Origin of the sequence: Devosia psychrophila, assembly GCF_000971275.1 — a bacterium.
Classification (GTDB): Bacteria; Pseudomonadota; Alphaproteobacteria; order Rhizobiales; family Devosiaceae; genus Devosia; species Devosia psychrophila.
The window spans coordinates 1-15,710 of sequence record NZ_LAPV01000093.1; the positions used below are offsets into that span (position 1 = coordinate 1).

Consider the following 15,710-nt stretch of genomic DNA (forward strand, 5'->3'; position numbering starts at 1 on the left):
AGGCCCATATTGCCGGTGGCCGTCTCTCGGTACGCTGCGCCCTCTACATGGCGAGCCTCTCCGCCATCCGCGCCAATCCCCCGATCCGAGACTTCTACCAGCGCCTGCGCGACCAGGGAAAACCCGGTAAGCTCGCCATCGTCGCCGCCATGCGCAAACTCATCACCACAGCCAACGCCGTCATCGCCAACGATGCACCATGGAAGGGCAAAAGCGATTGACATCAAACACGGTTGCTCAGGGGGAGGCTAGGTGGGGGTATCCCAACAAAGACTCACTTCGCCGCACCCCGCCACATTGACCTCCCGGCGTTTCTCCACCATGGTGCGGACGACTGCGGGAGAGACTGGATTTACTCCAGCGCCGAAGGAGCAACCGCCCCGGAAACTCTCAGGCAAACGGACCGCAGCCGGCCGACAACTCTGGAAAGCGGACCGGTGCATTGCGCGGTCCCACCGAAGGAGCAACCAGCGCTCAGCTGGGAAATCTCTCAGGTGTCGAGGACAGAGGGGGCACGGAATTCGCCGCAGGGCGAGTGTAGTCGTGTCGCCTTGTTCTTAAATCCGGGATGTGTTGATGGCCGAAACCTCGCCCACAAACCTCAAGACCACGCCGCTTTATGAGCAGCACCTCGCCGCCAATGGCCGCATGGTGCCGTTCGGCGGATATTCTCTCCCCGTGCAGTACCCGTCGGGCATCATGACGGAACACAAATGGTGCCGCGAGCATGCGGGGCTGTTCGATGTTTCGCATATGGGACCGAGTTTTCTTCTGCTCAACAATCCCAGCGGCGATGCGGAAGCTGACCACGCCGCGGTCGCAGCGATCATCGAGCCGCTGATCTGTGGCGATATTGCTGGCCTCAAGCCCGGCCAAATTCGCTACACCCTACTGCTCAACGAGACCGGCGGCGTCATCGACGACCTGATGGTCGGCCGCTCACCGCTTGTAGGCGGCGCGCTCTATGTCGTGGTCAATGCCGGGACCAAGGATGGCGACTTCGCCCGTATCGAGGCAGCAGCCGGGGACAAGGCCAAGCTCACCCGGGCCGATGCCGACAACGCGCTGCTGGCGCTGCAGGGCCCGGAAGCCGTTGCCGTGATGACTGCGCTTGCCCCCGGCGCCGAACGGCTCGGCTTCATGCAATACGCGTCGTTCGATTTTGCTGGCGAGAAGATCACGGTCGCCCGCTCCGGCTACACCGGCGAGGACGGTTTCGAGATCCTCGTCCCCAACGCCGTTGCCGCCACGCTGTGGGATGCCCTGCTGGCTGACGAGCGCGTCAAGCCGATTGGCCTCGGTGCCCGTGACAGCCTCCGCCTCGAAGCCGGGCTACCGCTTTATGGCCACGACCTCGACGATACCATTTCTCCCATCGAAGCCGGTCTCGGCTTCGCCGTCTCCAAGCGCCGCCGCGAGGCCGCCGACTTTCCCGGCGCCGCCCGCATTCTCGCCGAGCGCGAGGGCAAGCTCAGCCGCATTCGCGTGGGCCTGATCGTCGAAGGTGCCCCTGCCCGCGAAGGCGCCGAAATCCTTGACGCCTCGGGAACTGCCATTGGCGTCGTCACCAGCGGCGGCTTTGCGCCATCGCTGGGCAAGGCCATCGCGCTGGGCTTCGTGCCGCCCGCTTATGCCGAGCATGGCAGCAAGCTACAGGTCTCGGTCCGCGGCCGCGCCCAACCGGCCGAAGTGGTGCCTACTCCCTTCGTGCCCCATCGTTATTTCCGCCAGCCCAAAGCCAGTTGAGAGACCTGCCATGACCACCAAGTTCACTCCTGACCACGAGTATATCCGCGTCGAAGGTTCGACCGGCATCGTCGGCATCACCCCCTTTGCACAAGAAGCACTGGGTGACATCGTCTTCGTCGAACTGCCCGCCGTCGGCAAAGTCCTCAAGAAGGGCGACGAAGCTGCTGTCGTCGAATCCGTGAAAGCGGCTTCCGAAATCTACGCTCCCGTTTCGGGCACCGTCACCGCGATCAATGAAGAACTCACCGTCAATCCCGGCCTGATCAATGCCGATCCCGAAGCCGGTGGCTGGATCTACAAGATCGCCATAGCCGACGCAGCCGACCTCGACGGCCTGCTCGATTCCGACGCCTACGCCGAGCTGACGCTTTAACGCGATTTCATCAGAGCCCTCATGGTGAGCCCGTCGAACCACGGGGGCGGTGAACTCAGTGCCTCAACCCTCGTCCTTCGACAGGCTCAGGATGAGGTTTGATCAAACATCCAACTAGGCCATTGCCCATGCGCTATCTCCCCCATTCCGCAGCCGAACGCGCCGAAATGCTTGGCGTAATCGGCGCGGCCGATATCGATGCCCTGTTCAGCGCCGTGCCCGCCCGGGCGCTCAAGAATTTCGATCTCGGCCTGCCCGCCCATAGCCCAGAATTCCTGGTCGAAACGCATATGAAGGCGCTGTCCGCCAAGAACCATGCGGGTGCCGATGGCCCTTTCTTCGTCGGCGCTGGCGCCTATCGCCATCATGTGCCGGCCACGGTCGATCACCTGATCCAGCGCTCGGAGTGGCTCACGGCCTATACGCCGTACCAGCCGGAAATCTCGCAGGGCACCCTGCAGATGCTGTTCGAATTCCAGACCCAGGTGGCCAAGCTCACCGGCATGGATGTGGCCAATGCGTCGCTGTATGACGGCTCGACCGGCACCGCCGAGGCCGTGCTGATGGCGCGGCGCCTGACCAAGCGCAACAAGATCGTGCTGTCGGGCGGGTTGCATCCGCATTACCGCGACGTGGTGAAGGCCTATCTCAAGGACGACGCCGACCTCGAATGCCTGTCCGCCTCGCCGGAAGGCCAGGGCGACATTCTCGATCACATCGACGATCAGACCGCCGCCATCGTGATCCAGACGCCGGACTTCTACGGCCACCTGCGCAACATGAAGACCGCAGCCGACGCAGCCCATGCGAAGGGTGCGCTGCTGATCGTCGTGATCACCGAAGTCGTCTCGCTCGGCCTGCTCGAAGCCCCCGGCGCGCTGGGTGCCGATATCGTGGTGGCCGAGGGTCAGTCGATCGGCAATGCGCTCAATTTCGGCGGCCCCTATCTCGGCCTGATGGCGACCCGCAAGGAGTTCATCCGCCAGATGCCGGGCCGCCTGTGTGGCGAAACCGTCGATGCCGAGGGGCAGCGTGGTTTCGTGCTGACGCTATCGACGCGCGAGCAGCATATCCGCCGCGAAAAGGCGACGAGCAATATCTGCACCAATTCGGGACTCTGTGCGCTGGCCTTCTCGATCCACATGGCGCTGCTGGGCGAAGCCGGGTTCACCCGCCTTGCCCGCCTCAACCATGCCAATGCCTGCAAGCTGGCGGATGCGCTGGCGGCCGTGCCGGGCGTCGAGGTGCTCAACGACAGCTTCTTTAACGAAATGACCATTCGCACCTCTAGGCCCGCCGCGGCGCTGATCGAACGTCTCGCCGCACGCGGCATTCTCGGCGGCGTGCCGGTCAGCCGGCTCGAGCCAAAAGACCCGACGGTGGCCAACCTGATCGTGCTGGCCGCCACTGAACTCACCACCGATGCTGATATCGCTGCGCTCTGCGCCGCTCTTTCGGAGGAACTGGCATGAGCATGAACAATCAGGGCCGTCCCACTGGCGTCGGCACTTCCGGCTTTGCCTCGACCTCCGGTTCGTCGCTGCTGCCCAATGAGCCATTGCTGTTCGAGATTGGCGACACCGAGCATTCCGGCGTCGACCTGCCTGACGTCACCATCACCATGGACCGTCTCGGCGGCTTCGAGCGCAAGACGCCGTTGGATTTGGCGGGGCTGACCGAGCCCGAGGCTATGCGCCATTATGTGCGCCTGTCGCGCCTCAACCACTCAATCGACTCGGGCATGTATCCGCTCGGTTCGTGCACCATGAAGCACAATCCGCGCCTCAACGAGAAGATGGCCCGCCTGCCCGGCTTCTCGGATATCCACCCGCTGCAGCCGACCTCGACTGTGCAGGGCGCGCTGGAGCTGATGAACGAGCTTTCGCACTGGCTGATGACACTGACCAATACCGCGGCAGTGGCGCTGACACCAAAGGCCGGCGCGCATGGCGAATTGCTCGGCATGATGGCGATAAAGGCAGCGCAAGATGCGGCCGGCCAGAGCCATCGCACGGTGGTGCTGGTGCCGGAAAGCGCGCATGGCACCAATCCGGCGACGGCGGCCTTCCTTGGCTATTCGGTTAAGCCGATCCCGGCCCGCGCCGATGGCACCGTCGACGTGCAGGCTGTCAAGGATGCGCTGTCACCCGAAGTAGCGGCGATCATGCTGACCAATCCCAACACTTGCGGCCTGTTCGAGCCCCAGGTGATCGAGATCGCCGAAGCGGTGCATGCGGCCGGGGCGTTCTTCTACTGCGACGGCGCCAACTTCAACGCCATCATGGGCGTAGTGCGGCCGGGCGATCTCGGCATCGATGCCATGCATATCAACCTGCACAAGACTTTCTCGACGCCACACGGCGGCGGCGGTCCGGGCGCAGGTCCCGTCGTCCTGTCGGCAGCGCTGGCGCCGTTTGCGCCGGTGCCATTCGTGCGCAAGGGCAGCGATGGGCTTGAACTGGTCGAGCACGCCGAAGATGAAGCACTTGGCCGCATCACTGCCTTCCAGGGCCAGATGGGCATGTACGTCCGGGCGCTGACCTATATGCTGAGCCACGGTGGGGATGGCCTGGCGCAAGCGGCGCAGGATGCGGTGCTCAATGCCAATTACATCAAGGCTCGCCTGCAGCACGTCTTCTCGGTGCCGTTCAACGACTATCCCACCATGCACGAAGCGCTGTTTGACGACACGTTCCTCGCCGGTACCGGCGTCACTACGCTGGATTTCGCCAAGGCGCTGATCGACGAGGGTTTTCACCCGATGACCATGTATTTCCCGCTGGTCGTGCACGGCGCCATGCTGATCGAGCCGACCGAAAGTGAGAGCAAACAGACGCTGGATCGCTTCTGCGACGTGATGGAAGAACTGGCCCTCGATGCCAAGTCCGGCAACGCGGCGCGTTTCACGTCGGCGCCGCTCAATGCCCCACGCCGCCGACTGGATGAGACCCGCGCTGCCCGCTCGCCGATCCTGAAGTGGGAACGGCCAGTGGAAGCGATGAAGGCTGCGGAATAGCGACAAACTCCATCTGTAGCCTCCCCCTTGCGGGGAGGGTTAGGGAGAGGGGTGTTTAGCCCCGATACCGTGGCTCTCACACCCCCACCCAACCTCCCCCGTCGAGGGGGAGGTGCCGGCCGGCGTATCTGGCCAGATCGAGCAAAAATCAAAAAGCCCGCGGACTTATCCGCGGGCCTTTGATTGAGCGATGATGCAGCAATTACCCGCGGGTATCGAAACCAACCCAGATCGTGATCTCTTCGCCGCCAAGATAAGGGATGGCGACGTTTTCCAGCACCTTTACGAACTCAGCCGACCGGGCCGGCGCGACGATGGAAACTGGAATGGTGTGCTTTTCGGAGAATACCGCCTGCCCGTCACGCTCGACGGCGAAGCGGATCGGCGCGTTGACCGTGGCTTGCGTCCCTGCGGGGCCGAGCAATACGCGGCCCTCGACGCCCATGTTGACGGTGATCAAGCCGTTGGACACCACGCAATTGCGCGAGGTCTCGTCGATGACGCCCTGATATTGCAGCGCCTTGGGATCGCCGGTGCGGCCATTGCCATAATAGAACATCGCCTCGCTGCCGGCCCGCACGCGAATCTGCGGGCAGGTGGTGGCGATCGCCGGGAGCGCATTGGTCTGCGCCTGGGCTACGGCGGCCGGGCTGGCGGTGGCGTTCTGCAGCTGCTGGGTCTGTGCGGCATTGCCGCTACCAAACAGGCCGCCCATCGAGCAGGCGGCCAGCAGGGTTGCCGTCGCGGTTGCAGCCGAAAGGCGCAGCACTGAGGAAAGGATGTGGTTCATCGAGTATCTCCTGACGCGGACACTAGCTTCTGGCGGCTTCGAGCGCCATGAGAATGGCTGGAGCGCCGCTGGCATTCACGCCCGGCGCGTCTTCGACGAGAACGGCATCGGCGATGCCTTCACGAATGATCATGGCGGTGCGGGCAAAACGCCTGCCCATGCCGGCGCCGGAATAATCCTTGGCGAGTCCCATTGCCTCGGCCAGATCGCCATTGCCGTCGGCCAGGAAGTCGATGTCGCCAATGGCGCCAGATGCTTCCGCCCAGGCACGCATCACATGGGCGTCATTGACCGAGGCGCAGACGACGCGGTCGACACCCGCTGCGCGCAGCTTGGTGATGTTGGCGACAAAGCCCGGCAGGTGATTGACGTGGCAGGTTGGGGTGAAGGCCCCCGGCACGGCAAAGAACACCACGGTTCCGGTTCCCAGCACGACGTCGCTCGTCGTATCGGTCGTGCCCTCGGCATTGACCAGCTTAACCGGGACAGAGGGGACCGGACTGCCGTGATCGATCATGAATGATTTGCCCTGCCCTGTGCCACCGTGCGGCGGTCTTTTTGTCTGTAGTGCATTGGGGATAAGGGGCTTTCACGTCACCGACAAGGCCTAATGGCCTTTTCCCCTCGCTGCGCTCACTCAGTCGCCGGCACCGTAACGGTCCGCGTAACTTCGAAAGCCCCCATCCCGGTCAGGAAGGTGAGCTGAACCGCCTGGTTTTCCAAGTCGATAGCATCACTTTTACCCAGGATTGGAATGAGCACTAGGTTTGGTTCTGGGCTTTTTTGCGGCGTGCCGAACAGTGGCCCGCCATCCGGCATGGCGGCGATCATTGAGGCGGGATCAAGATCGGGATCGGTGACATAAACGGCCAGCATGGCGTCGTCCGCCATGAGTTCGACCTTGCCGATCGGCTGCGGATCATCATGCCATTCGATCGGCGCCATTGCCAGGGCCTGCTTGATGCGCAGGCCATTGGGACGATCCGGCTCCGCGTCCTGCAGCGGCAAGGAAAAATGCGCTTGCGCCGGCAGGCAAATATCGGAGCAGACGCCCAGCATGGCATCGATCTCGGCATGCGGCTGGCCCGGCTCGACGGACACTTCGACAGGCAACACGGTGGGGCCGAGATAGACGTAATCGAGATAGTCTTCGGTGTCCTGCCGTGTCGGATAGGGCCAGACGATCTCGTGGCCCAGCACGCCGGTCGAAGCCGCAAAGTCCAGCACAGTGGGCAGGCCGGTATCGCCCGGCACCCGCCAATAGGTCTTGCTGGTATCGGGCATGTCGATTTCGAGACCCAGCAACGTCTTGCCGTCAGCATTGATATGGCCGCTGCTGATCAAGCGAAGCTTTACCCCCGGCGCCACTTCCTGCCACGGCGTTTCGCCCGCTGAAACGGGCGCGACCAGCATGGCAATGGCACCGAAGAAGAATGGAATGCGCATGGTGGAGCCATTAGCGCAGGATGGGGTTTAGAAATAGCTGACATCCCATCATGCCTTCGTGATGTCGCTGCCAACTTGGCAGCGCGCGCTGCAATCCCTACAATCACCCGATGACATCGCTCGAAGGCCAATTCCTGATCGCCATGCCCGACATGGACGACGACCGCTTTGCAGAAAGCGTCATTCTCCTCGTTGGCCACGGGGACGAAGGCGCCATGGGGCTCGTGGTCAATCATGAGCTGGCAAACCTGCGTTTTGCCGACATTCTCGATGAACTCGATCTCGGCGATCCCGACGCGGTGATCCGCCTGCCCGATTCCATCCGCCAGCGCGTCGTGATGCGCGGCGGCCCGGTGGAAAAAGGCCGCGGCTTCGTGCTGCACTCGCCCGACTACACCAGCGGCAACACTTATCCCGTCACTGGCGGCATCTGTCTGACGGCGACTGTCGATATCCTCAAAGCCATGGCCTTCGGCCCTGCTCCGCGCTCGGCGATGTTTGCCCTGGGCTGCTGCGGCTGGAGCGCCGGCCAGCTGGAATCCGAGATCATAGACAACGGCTGGCTCACCGCCCCTTTCACCCGCGAACTGCTATTCGATACGCCAGTGGAAGATCGCTACGAGGCAGCACTGGCAAGCCTGCACATCACCCGGGCTACCCTCAGCCCCGACGCGGGACATGCGTAAGTAAGACGACCCGACAAGGGTCTCTTACTTCGCCAGTTGCGCCGCCAACTGCTTGGCGAATTCCGGCGCGGTCATTGCCGCGCCGAAGGCGAAGCCCTGGCCTAGCCGGCAATCGAGCTGCTTTAAACGTTCAATTTCACTCGGCGTTTCCACACCCTCGGCAATCACCGACAGGCCAAGTTCATGCGCCAGGGCTACGATGGCGCGAATGATCGGGACCTGCGTGTGGCCGGGCCCGCTGTTGTCATTGATGGTGACGAAATCGGCCGGGATTTTGATGGTGTCGAACGGGAACCGGTGCAAATAGCTCAGCGACGAGTGGCCGGTGCCGAAATCATCCAGCGCCAGCCCGAGCCCCATGCTGCGCAGCGCGTCGAGCATGTAAGCGGAATGTTCCGGATTGGTCATCACCTGCGACTCTGTCAGCTCCAGCTTGAGATGGCTGGCGATGCCCGGATTCTGCTCGATCACCGCCCGCATTTCGTTGAGCAGGTTCTTGGCCGCCAGCTGGCTGGGCGACATGTTGACCGAGATGAAGAACTCTTCGGACAGGCCGGGCATTGTCGTCATCCAGTCACGCATCTGGAATGCCGCCTGTTCGAAGGCGATGCGTCCCAGGCGCTCAATTTGGCCTGAACGTTCGGCAAGTGCGATGAATTCGGTTGGCGCCACTGGGCCGCGCGTCGGGTGCAGCCAGCGCATCAGCGCCTCGGCTCCGGCGATCTTGCCCGAAATCATGTCCATGACGGGCTGGAACTGTACCTGCAATTCGCCCTGCGACATGCCGCGTTCGAGGTCTTCCTCGCTGGCGCGGTTGTAGGCGGCAATGGAACGGGCCGAGGCGCGATAGGCCTCAATGCGATCGCCGCCCAGCCGCTTGGCGTAGTACATCGCCAGTTCGGCATCGCGCAGCACATCAGCGGCGGTGGCCGGATTGCTGTCGTAGATGGTGACGCCGATGGAAGCCGACAGCGTCAGGTCGCGGTCGCCGAAATTGAACGGTGCCTTCAGCGCCTTGCGTATCTGCTCGGCGGTCTCGGCAATCTTGCCGGCGGCCTGTTCGGAGGCGAGGATCACTGCAAACTGGTCGCCAGTGACGCGGGCAACGGTATCCAGTGGCCGCATGATGCGGGCAATGCGGCGTGAAATCGCCAGCAGCACCGAATCGGCCGCCGAATGACCGATGCGCTCTTCGAGCTCCATGAAGCGGTCGATATCGATCAGGAACACCGCAGGCTTGGTGCCGCCGGGCGTGCGGGCCCGCACCAGGGCGCGCTCCAGCCGGTCTAGGAACAGCATGCGGTTGGGCAGGCCGGTCAGGCTGTCGTGCACGGCGTCATGCAGCAGCCGTTCGCGCGAGGCGCGGTCTTCGGTGACGTCCTGTAGAGTGCCGACGATGCGGTTGACCTGGCCGTCGCCGCCCAGCACTGGCTTCACCCGCATGCGGAAGCTGCGATAGCTGCCATCGTGGCTGGCGATGCGCATGTCGGCGGAAACCTTGCCGCGGCGCAGTTCGACCAGCGTATCGAAGGCAGTGCGGAAGCGGTCGCGGTCGTCGGGATGGACGCGGTCGAGCCAGCGCTTGATGGCGCCGCGCAAGGCACCACGCTTCTCGCCTAGGCGCGTCGCCAGTTCGTCGCTGACCGAAACGCGGTCTCGCTCGATATTCCAGTCGAAGACGAAGTCGCCCGAGCCGGTCAGCGCCAAGGCGCGGCGCTCGACTTCCGACAGCGTGCCGATCGACACCTGCCCTTCCGAGAAGGCGTGCTGCACCGCGGTAAAGCCGAGCAACATGACGATAAGCACGAGGCCGCCACCCACGGCGGGCTGCGCCACATCGTTGGAGACCTGGCCGGATAGCACCAGCCAGGAATAGAACAGCCAGGCAATCAGGATGATCCATGTCGGCACCAGCAGCACAGCGCGATCATAGCCGCGCAAAGCCAGCAGCAGGATCAGGAAAAAGCCGGAGACGCCGAGCAGCGCCAGCACCAGCCGCGCGATCGAGGCCGCGATGGCAGGCTGGAAAAAGGCAAAGCCGAACAGCGCCAGAAAAAGTGCCGCCAGCCCAAGCGCCAGATGGATGAAGCGCAGATGCCATCGGTGCAGATTGAGATAGATGAACAGAAATCCGGCCAGGGTCGTCGCTATGCCCGCCTCCGCCGCAGCACGCAGAGGTTGCACGCCGCCCGCCGGCAGGCCGAGAATTCGTCCCAGCACGCCAAAATCGATCAGCAGATAGGCCAACACGGCCCAGGCAAAGGCCGCCGTGGCAGGGAACACGCCGCGCCCCTTAACCACGAACATGATGGTGAGAAATATCGCAGCCAGCGAGGCGACGCCCAGTACCACGCCGCGGAACAGCGTGAACGAGTTCACGTAGTCGCGGTACGCGTTGGGCTGCCACAAATACAGCTCGGGCAGTTCGGCGCCGGCCAGTTCGGCCACGAAGGTCACCGTGGCGCCGGGGTCGAGCGTGACTTCGAACACGTCGGCTTCACTGTCGACCAGGCGCACCGGACGAATGCCAGCGCTCGGGGTAAGGGCGCTAAGCCGTTCATCACCCAGATCGGGCTGGAAAATGCCGGAGCCCGGCAGGCGGAAGAATGGCGCGACGAGCAGGCGCTCGATCTGTTGGTCGCCTTCGTTGCGCAAGGCGAACAGTGCAAAGTTGGGCGTAGTGCCCTGCTGGCTGGCCAAAACTTCGATGCGACGGATGATGCCGTCTTCACCCGGAGCAGTGGATAACTGCACGCGTCCCTCTGGACCGGGTTGGATCTCTACCACGTCGCTCAGATTGACGGCGTTGACGTCTTCTGGGACGGAGATGACTTCAAAAGCGGCGGCTGGGGCCATGGCGCCCAGCGCGAACGCAAGACACATCGCAAGTGCAAAGAGGTGGCGCATCAGGGGCGATTATATCCTGCGATAGGCTTCATTGTGGCAACGTCCAAAGCGATGGTCGAAACAAGTGACCACACGTTGCGACGGCATCCTCTTGGCGGGAGCACGCTTTGGTAGCGGGGATTGACGCTTACGACAAGGTTAGCAGACTGTTGCCGAATGGCCACAAGGTTTAAACGCGACGGCCGGTGTAGCGGCAAATCTCGTAGCGCTCCCTGGTCAGACCGAATAGCACATGGTCTTCCCAGCGGCCGTCGATCTGCAGGTAGCTCTCGGAAAACCCTTCCTCGACGAAGTGGTTTTTTTCCAGCACGCGGCGAGACGGTACATTTCCCGGCAGGAAAGCCGCATGGATTCGATGCAGGTCGAGGGTGTCGAACACGAATGGCAAGCTGGCGGCGACCGCCTCGCTCATCAGGCCCTTGCCGGCAAACTGCTGGCCCATCCAATAGCCCAGGTTGACGAATTGGGCTGCTCTGCGCCGAATATTGGACAGCGTTACGCCGCCCACCAGCGTTTGCTGGCCGCCATCGGTCAGGAAAATGAAGAAGGAGTAGTCTGTCCCCTCCTCCGCCTCTACGCGAGCGCGCTTGACCCGCATGGCGAAGACGCGGCGCCCCAGATCGGCTTCAGTCCAGCGCGGCTCGAACGGCTTCAGGAAATCGCGGCTGGAATGCCGCAGCTGGTACCAGGCATCGTAATCGCTCATCTGCGGCAGGCGCAGCATGACGCGCTGCCCGCGCAGCGCGATCGGGGGAGCGGAGGATGACCAGGGCCACAGCATGTTGGAATAGTGGCCTCAGCGCTTCAGGTAGTCGCTGATGGCGCCCAGATCGGGCAGATTGCCGATTGGCCCGATACCCGCTACCGTTGGCAATCCTTGCGTGAAAATCCGTTCGGCCACTTCCTGCACGCGCTGGGTGGTGATCGCATTGATGCGTTCCACCGTCTCCAGCATCGGAATGGGGCGGCCCCACAGGATCTGCTGGCGGGCAAGCTGTCCGGCGCGTGCCGACGGGCTTTCCAGTGACATCAGCAGGCCTGCGCGGATCTGGTTGCGGACGCGGATCACTTCGTCGTCCGTGATGCTTTCAGTTGCGCGCTTGAGCTCGTCGAGCACCACGGGGACCAGGTCGGCCACCTCATCCTCGCCAGTCGCTGCCGCAACGCCGAACACGCCGCTATCGGCGAAAGCCCAGTGGAAGGAATAAACCGAGTAGCACAGGCCGCGCTTCTCACGGACTTCCTGGAACAGGCGCGAGCTCATGCCGCCGCCCAAAATCGAAGCCAGCACCTGCGCTGCATAGAAGCCATCAGCATTATAGGCACGGCCTTCAAAGCCGATAACAATGTGGGCCTGCTCGTGTTCGGAGATCAGCCGCTCTTCGCCACCCTGATACTCGGCGCGCTGCGGCGCCGGGGCGCCATTGAGTTTGAGGTCGGCAAAACGTTCGCGCGCCACTTCGACCAAGCCTTCATGATCGACGCTGCCGGCGGCGGCGATGACCATGTGGTCGCCGACATAGTTGCGGTTCATGTATTTGCGGACGGTGTCGGAGGTGATGTCGCGCACCGAATCGACTGTGCCCAGAATGGTGCGCCCGATCGGCTGGGTCGGGAAGGCCGCGGCTTGGAACAGGTCGAAGACATGATCGTCAGGGTTGTCGCGAGCCGCGCCGATTTCCTGGACGATGACCTGCTTTTCGCGGGTCAGTTCGTCTTCGTCGAACAAGGAATTTTGCAGAATGTCCGACAGGATATCGGCGGCCAGCACCACATCGTCCTTCAGCACGCGGGCGAAATAGCCAGTGTGCTCGATCGAGGTCGCGGCATTGAGATCGCCACCCACATTCTCGATGGCTTCGGCAATCTGCAACGAGGTGCGTGAGGTGGTGCCCTTGAAGGCCATGTGCTCGAGCAGGTGCGAAATGCCATGCTCATTCTTGCGCTCGCTGCGGGCGCCGGCTTTCACCCAGACGCCGAGCGATGCACTTTCCAGATGCGGCATGTCGTCGGTGAGCACCACCATGCCGTTGTCCAGGGTCGTCGATTGTACGCTCACGCTAGGCTCCTCCCCGAGGCCTGGCGGTCGTGCGACCGCCGGCACCCGAATGCGTCAGGCAGCGCGCGTACGCGCTGAAATGAAATCTTCGACCGCAGACTGGTCGTTGGCAAGGACGCTGAAGCGTTCCTCGCGCGCATGCAAATCGGCTAGCCAGGTCGGAAGCGATGGTTCAAACCCAGTCGCTTCGTGCACGGCGGCCGGAAATTTTGCCGGATGGGCGGTGCCAAGGGTAATCATCGGCGTCGCGCCATGGGCCTGATGACGGGCAACGCTGACGCCGACCGCTGTATGCGGATCGAGCAGATAGCCCGCCGCCTTCAGCGTCATCGAAATCGTCGCCTTGGTCTCGGCCTCGCCGGCAGTGCCGGCAGCGAAGTCGCGGCGGATGGCGGCCAGTGCGTTGTCGGGCACGGCAAAACCGCCCGATTGCTTGAGGCCGTCCATCATGCGCAAAACGGCCGATGCATCGCGCCCGGCGCTCTCGAACAGCAGGCGTTCAAAATTGGACGAGATCTGGATGTCCATCGATGGGCTGATGGTGGTTGCCACGCCGTTCATTTCGTAGCGGCCGGTGTCGATGGTGCGGCGAAGGATGTCGTTGGCGTTGGTGGCGATGATCAGCTTTTCGATCGGCAGGCCCATGGCCTTGGCGCAATAGCCAGCAAAGACGTCGCCGAAATTACCGGTCGGCACGGTGAAACTGACCTTGCGATGCGCGCTACCAAGCGAAACCGCCGCGGTGAAGTAATAGACGATCTGCGCGACGATGCGGCCCCAGTTGATTGAGTTGACGCCCGACAGGCGTACGCGGTCACGGAACTTGTGGTTGTTGAACATCGCCTTGACGATATTCTGGCAGTCATCGAACGTGCCATCCACGGCGATATTGTGGACGTTGGGGTCGAGCACCGTGGTCATCTGCCGGCGCTGCACCACCGAGGTGCGGCCCTGCGGATGCAGGATGAAAATGTCTGTGGTGTCGCGGCCGCGGAACGCTTCGATGGCAGCAGAGCCGGTGTCGCCCGAGGTGGCGCCGACGATGGTCGCCTTGAGGCTCCGCTCGAGCAGGATGTGGTCCATCACCCGGCTGAGGAACTGCATGGCGACGTCCTTGAACGCCAGGGTCGGCCCGTGGAACAGCTCCAGTACGAAGTGATTTGGCTCAAGCTCGACCAGCGGCGTCACCGACGGATGGCGGAACACGGCATAAGATTCGTTGAGGATGGCCTTGAGCTTGGCGGGCGCGATTTCGTCGCCGACGAAGCGACTGATGATTGCATAGGCCACGTCGGCATAAGGCTTGCCGGCAAAACTGGCGATTTCGTCGGCGCTGATCTGGGGCCAGGTCTGGGGCACATATAGCCCGCCATCGGAAGCCAGACCCGCCAGAAGTGCGTCGGAGAAGCCAAGCACGGGCGCCTGGCCGCGCGTAGAGACAAACTGCATTCGGGAAAAGTGCCCTTTTAGAATTGTTGCAACCTAGTCAAACAGGCGCTGAACCGCAAGTTTGCTGGCTCAGCCCTTGCGGTCTGACCGTTCACGAATGATCCAGAAGCCCAGCATGACCACTGCGACGATGGCAAAGCCGTACCAAGTGTAGGCATAGCCGAGATGGTTGTTGGGGAATTCGACGACGGTCTCGCCGCCCTGCGGAAGCTCGCCGGGAGCGCTGGCGGGTAGATCGACGTAGAAGGGCGCAATGGGCGCCAGCGCCGGATCGACCATGGCGGCAAGTCGCACCGGGTCGCGCACCCATTCGATGCGGTCCGAGGTATTGGGGCCGGGCGTCACGAAGCCGGCCTTTTCGCCGGGACGGAACAGGCCGGAAATGGTCACCTGTGCATCGCCATTGTCGCCATCAGCTATGGCGGCTTCCTGGAAGTCTTCCGGGATGAAACCACGGTTGATGAAGACTGTGCCACCATTCGCCAGCACGAACGGCGTTACCACCCAGAAGCCGGGACCGGAAGCCGGACCGCGACCGTCGAGCAGGCTTGTAAACACCGTGACGGTCTGATTGTAGCGGAAGCTGCCGGTTAGCGAGACCGGCTGGAAGTTGAGCGCTTCGAGATCAAGGCTTGCCCATTCGGTCGATGGCGGCACAGGAATGGGATCGGCATGCAGCCGCGCATCGACCGCCGCGATCAGCGCTTCCTTCTCGGCCAGCCGGTGCATTTGCCAGTTGCCCAGCCAGACGCAAGTGGCGGCAAGGGCCAGCATCAGCACGATGAAAGTCCAGGTCATGCCTCGGCCGAGGCGGCGCGTTTCGGTCATTGGTGCCCCTCGTGGGCGTCGTGGCGATATTGCAGCGCGACCAGCACGCCCTTGAACGGCGGCAGCAGCGCCAGCGACAGGATTAGCGTCATCGGGATCCACAGGATCAGGTGGACGTAAGGCGCCGGATTGAAAACAGCCCCCACAAATAACGCCATGACGATGATGACAGGCGCGACGAGGAAAATTACGAAGATCGCCGGACCATCGCCGCTATCGGCAAACTTCAGATCGAGGCCACACTTCTCGCAGCTCGCCGCGACCTTGAGATAGCCGGAGAACAGCTTGCCCTCGCCGCAGCGGGGGCAGCGGCATTTTAGACCGGTCAGGATAGGTGAGGGCTGGACCAAGCTGGTCTCCAATAGGATAGGGGCGCAGCTTGCCGCTGCGCCCCGTCGAAGTTATTT

14 protein-coding genes, 1 pseudogene and 2 riboswitches are annotated in these 15,710 nt (G+C 62.8%); of the genes and pseudogenes, 6 read left to right on the forward strand and 9 right to left on the reverse strand.

Annotation, left to right across the window (positions count from 1 at the left end):
• From WH91_RS08695 to gcvPB, 5 genes and pseudogenes are all read left to right on the forward strand, one after another.
• Positions 1–221: pseudogene (locus tag WH91_RS08695) on the forward strand (IS110 family transposase); the annotation flags it as partial.
• Between the two features lie 106 nt (positions 222–327).
• Positions 328–416: riboswitch (glycine riboswitch) on the forward strand.
• Positions 417–517: riboswitch (glycine riboswitch) on the forward strand.
• A 59-nt stretch (positions 518–576) separates the two neighbouring features.
• Positions 577–1,746: a glycine cleavage system aminomethyltransferase GcvT gene (gcvT, locus tag WH91_RS08700; RefSeq protein WP_046170619.1), complete on the forward strand. Its 1,170-nt coding sequence runs from the start codon at positions 577–579 to the stop codon at positions 1,744–1,746.
• 10 nt (positions 1,747–1,756) lie between these two features.
• A complete protein-coding gene (gcvH, locus tag WH91_RS08705; protein ID WP_046170620.1) occupies positions 1,757–2,122 on the forward strand; it encodes a glycine cleavage system protein GcvH in 366 nt (121 codons plus the stop codon).
• 128 nt (positions 2,123–2,250) lie between these two features.
• Complete coding sequence (gene gcvPA / locus WH91_RS08710) at positions 2,251–3,594, forward strand: aminomethyl-transferring glycine dehydrogenase subunit GcvPA (protein ID WP_046170621.1); 1,344 nt, start codon at positions 2,251–2,253, stop codon at positions 3,592–3,594.
• Complete coding sequence (gene gcvPB, locus WH91_RS08715; protein ID WP_046170622.1) at positions 3,591–5,138, forward strand: aminomethyl-transferring glycine dehydrogenase subunit GcvPB; 1,548 nt, start codon at positions 3,591–3,593, stop codon at positions 5,136–5,138. The genes gcvPA and gcvPB overlap by 4 nt, the downstream gene beginning before the upstream one ends.
• 202 nt (positions 5,139–5,340) lie before the next feature.
• Here gcvPB and WH91_RS08720 read toward each other — a convergent pair whose 3' ends face one another.
• The 3 genes from WH91_RS08720 to WH91_RS08730 form a co-directional block, all read right to left on the reverse strand.
• Positions 5,341–5,928 carry a hypothetical protein gene (locus WH91_RS08720; protein ID WP_046170623.1) on the reverse strand — a complete coding sequence of 196 codons (588 nt, stop codon included), beginning with the start codon at positions 5,926–5,928 and terminating at the stop codon, positions 5,341–5,343.
• Between the two features lie 22 nt (positions 5,929–5,950).
• Complete coding sequence (locus WH91_RS08725) at positions 5,951–6,445, reverse strand: peroxiredoxin family protein (protein ID WP_052952696.1); 495 nt, start codon at positions 6,443–6,445, stop codon at positions 5,951–5,953.
• A gap of 116 nt (positions 6,446–6,561) precedes the next feature.
• Positions 6,562–7,374 carry a protein-disulfide reductase DsbD domain-containing protein gene (locus tag WH91_RS08730; protein WP_046170624.1) on the reverse strand — a complete coding sequence of 271 codons (813 nt, stop codon included), beginning with the start codon at positions 7,372–7,374 and terminating at the stop codon, positions 6,562–6,564.
• A gap of 110 nt (positions 7,375–7,484) precedes the next feature.
• Here WH91_RS08730 and WH91_RS08735 point away from each other — a divergent pair, with 110 nt between their 5' ends.
• On the forward strand, positions 7,485–8,060 hold the full coding sequence (locus WH91_RS08735) for a YqgE/AlgH family protein (RefSeq protein ID WP_046170625.1): 576 nt from the start codon (positions 7,485–7,487) through the stop codon (positions 8,058–8,060).
• A 24-nt stretch (positions 8,061–8,084) separates the two neighbouring features.
• Here WH91_RS08735 and WH91_RS08740 read toward each other — a convergent pair whose 3' ends face one another.
• The 6 genes from WH91_RS08740 to WH91_RS08765 form a co-directional block, all read right to left on the reverse strand.
• Positions 8,085–10,967, reverse strand: coding sequence for an EAL domain-containing protein (locus WH91_RS08740; protein WP_046170626.1), 2,883 nt, complete (start codon positions 10,965–10,967; stop codon positions 8,085–8,087).
• A 169-nt stretch (positions 10,968–11,136) separates the two neighbouring features.
• The gene (locus WH91_RS08745) at positions 11,137–11,691 is read right to left on the reverse strand and encodes a GNAT family N-acetyltransferase (RefSeq protein WP_244542327.1); all 555 of its coding nucleotides are present in this window, start codon (positions 11,689–11,691) and stop codon (positions 11,137–11,139) included.
• A gap of 72 nt (positions 11,692–11,763) precedes the next feature.
• Positions 11,764–13,026, reverse strand: a complete 1,263-nt coding sequence (locus WH91_RS08750) for a M16 family metallopeptidase (protein ID WP_046170628.1) — start codon at positions 13,024–13,026, stop codon at positions 11,764–11,766.
• 54 nt (positions 13,027–13,080) lie between these two features.
• Positions 13,081–14,475, reverse strand: coding sequence for a threonine synthase (thrC, locus tag WH91_RS08755; protein WP_046170629.1), 1,395 nt, complete (start codon positions 14,473–14,475; stop codon positions 13,081–13,083).
• A gap of 69 nt (positions 14,476–14,544) precedes the next feature.
• On the reverse strand, positions 14,545–15,303 hold the full coding sequence (locus WH91_RS08760) for an SURF1 family protein (RefSeq protein ID WP_052952697.1): 759 nt from the start codon (positions 15,301–15,303) through the stop codon (positions 14,545–14,547).
• Positions 15,300–15,653, reverse strand: a complete 354-nt coding sequence (locus WH91_RS08765; protein WP_244542326.1) for a DUF983 domain-containing protein — start codon at positions 15,651–15,653, stop codon at positions 15,300–15,302. The genes WH91_RS08760 and WH91_RS08765 overlap by 4 nt, the downstream gene beginning before the upstream one ends.
• Positions 15,654–15,710 lie beyond the last annotated feature (57 nt).

Bases quoted from the DNA above. Each gene is read 5' to 3' on its own strand.
- WH91_RS08730 (WP_046170624.1), bottom strand. From the start codon at position 7,374: ATGCGCATTCCATTCTTCTTCGGTGCCATTGCCATGCTGGTCGCGCCC.
- WH91_RS08740 (WP_046170626.1), bottom strand. From the start codon at position 10,967: ATGCGCCACCTCTTTGCACTTGCGATGTGTCTTGCGTTCGCGCTGGGC.
- gcvPA (WP_046170621.1), top strand. From the start codon at position 2,251: ATGCGCTATCTCCCCCATTCCGCAGCCGAACGCGCCGAAATGCTTGGC.
- WH91_RS08735 (WP_046170625.1), top strand. From the start codon at position 7,485: ATGACATCGCTCGAAGGCCAATTCCTGATCGCCATGCCCGACATGGAC.
- WH91_RS08745 (WP_244542327.1), bottom strand. From the start codon at position 11,691: ATGCTGCGCCTGCCGCAGATGAGCGATTACGATGCCTGGTACCAGCTG.
- thrC (WP_046170629.1), bottom strand. From the start codon at position 14,475: ATGCAGTTTGTCTCTACGCGCGGCCAGGCGCCCGTGCTTGGCTTCTCC.
- gcvT (WP_046170619.1), top strand. From the start codon at position 577: ATGGCCGAAACCTCGCCCACAAACCTCAAGACCACGCCGCTTTATGAG.
- WH91_RS08720 (WP_046170623.1), bottom strand. From the start codon at position 5,928: ATGAACCACATCCTTTCCTCAGTGCTGCGCCTTTCGGCTGCAACCGCG.
- gcvH (WP_046170620.1), top strand. From the start codon at position 1,757: ATGACCACCAAGTTCACTCCTGACCACGAGTATATCCGCGTCGAAGGT.
- gcvPB (WP_046170622.1), top strand. From the start codon at position 3,591: ATGAGCATGAACAATCAGGGCCGTCCCACTGGCGTCGGCACTTCCGGC.
- WH91_RS08725 (WP_052952696.1), bottom strand. From the start codon at position 6,445: ATGATCGATCACGGCAGTCCGGTCCCCTCTGTCCCGGTTAAGCTGGTC.
- WH91_RS08760 (WP_052952697.1), bottom strand. From the start codon at position 15,303: ATGACCGAAACGCGCCGCCTCGGCCGAGGCATGACCTGGACTTTCATC.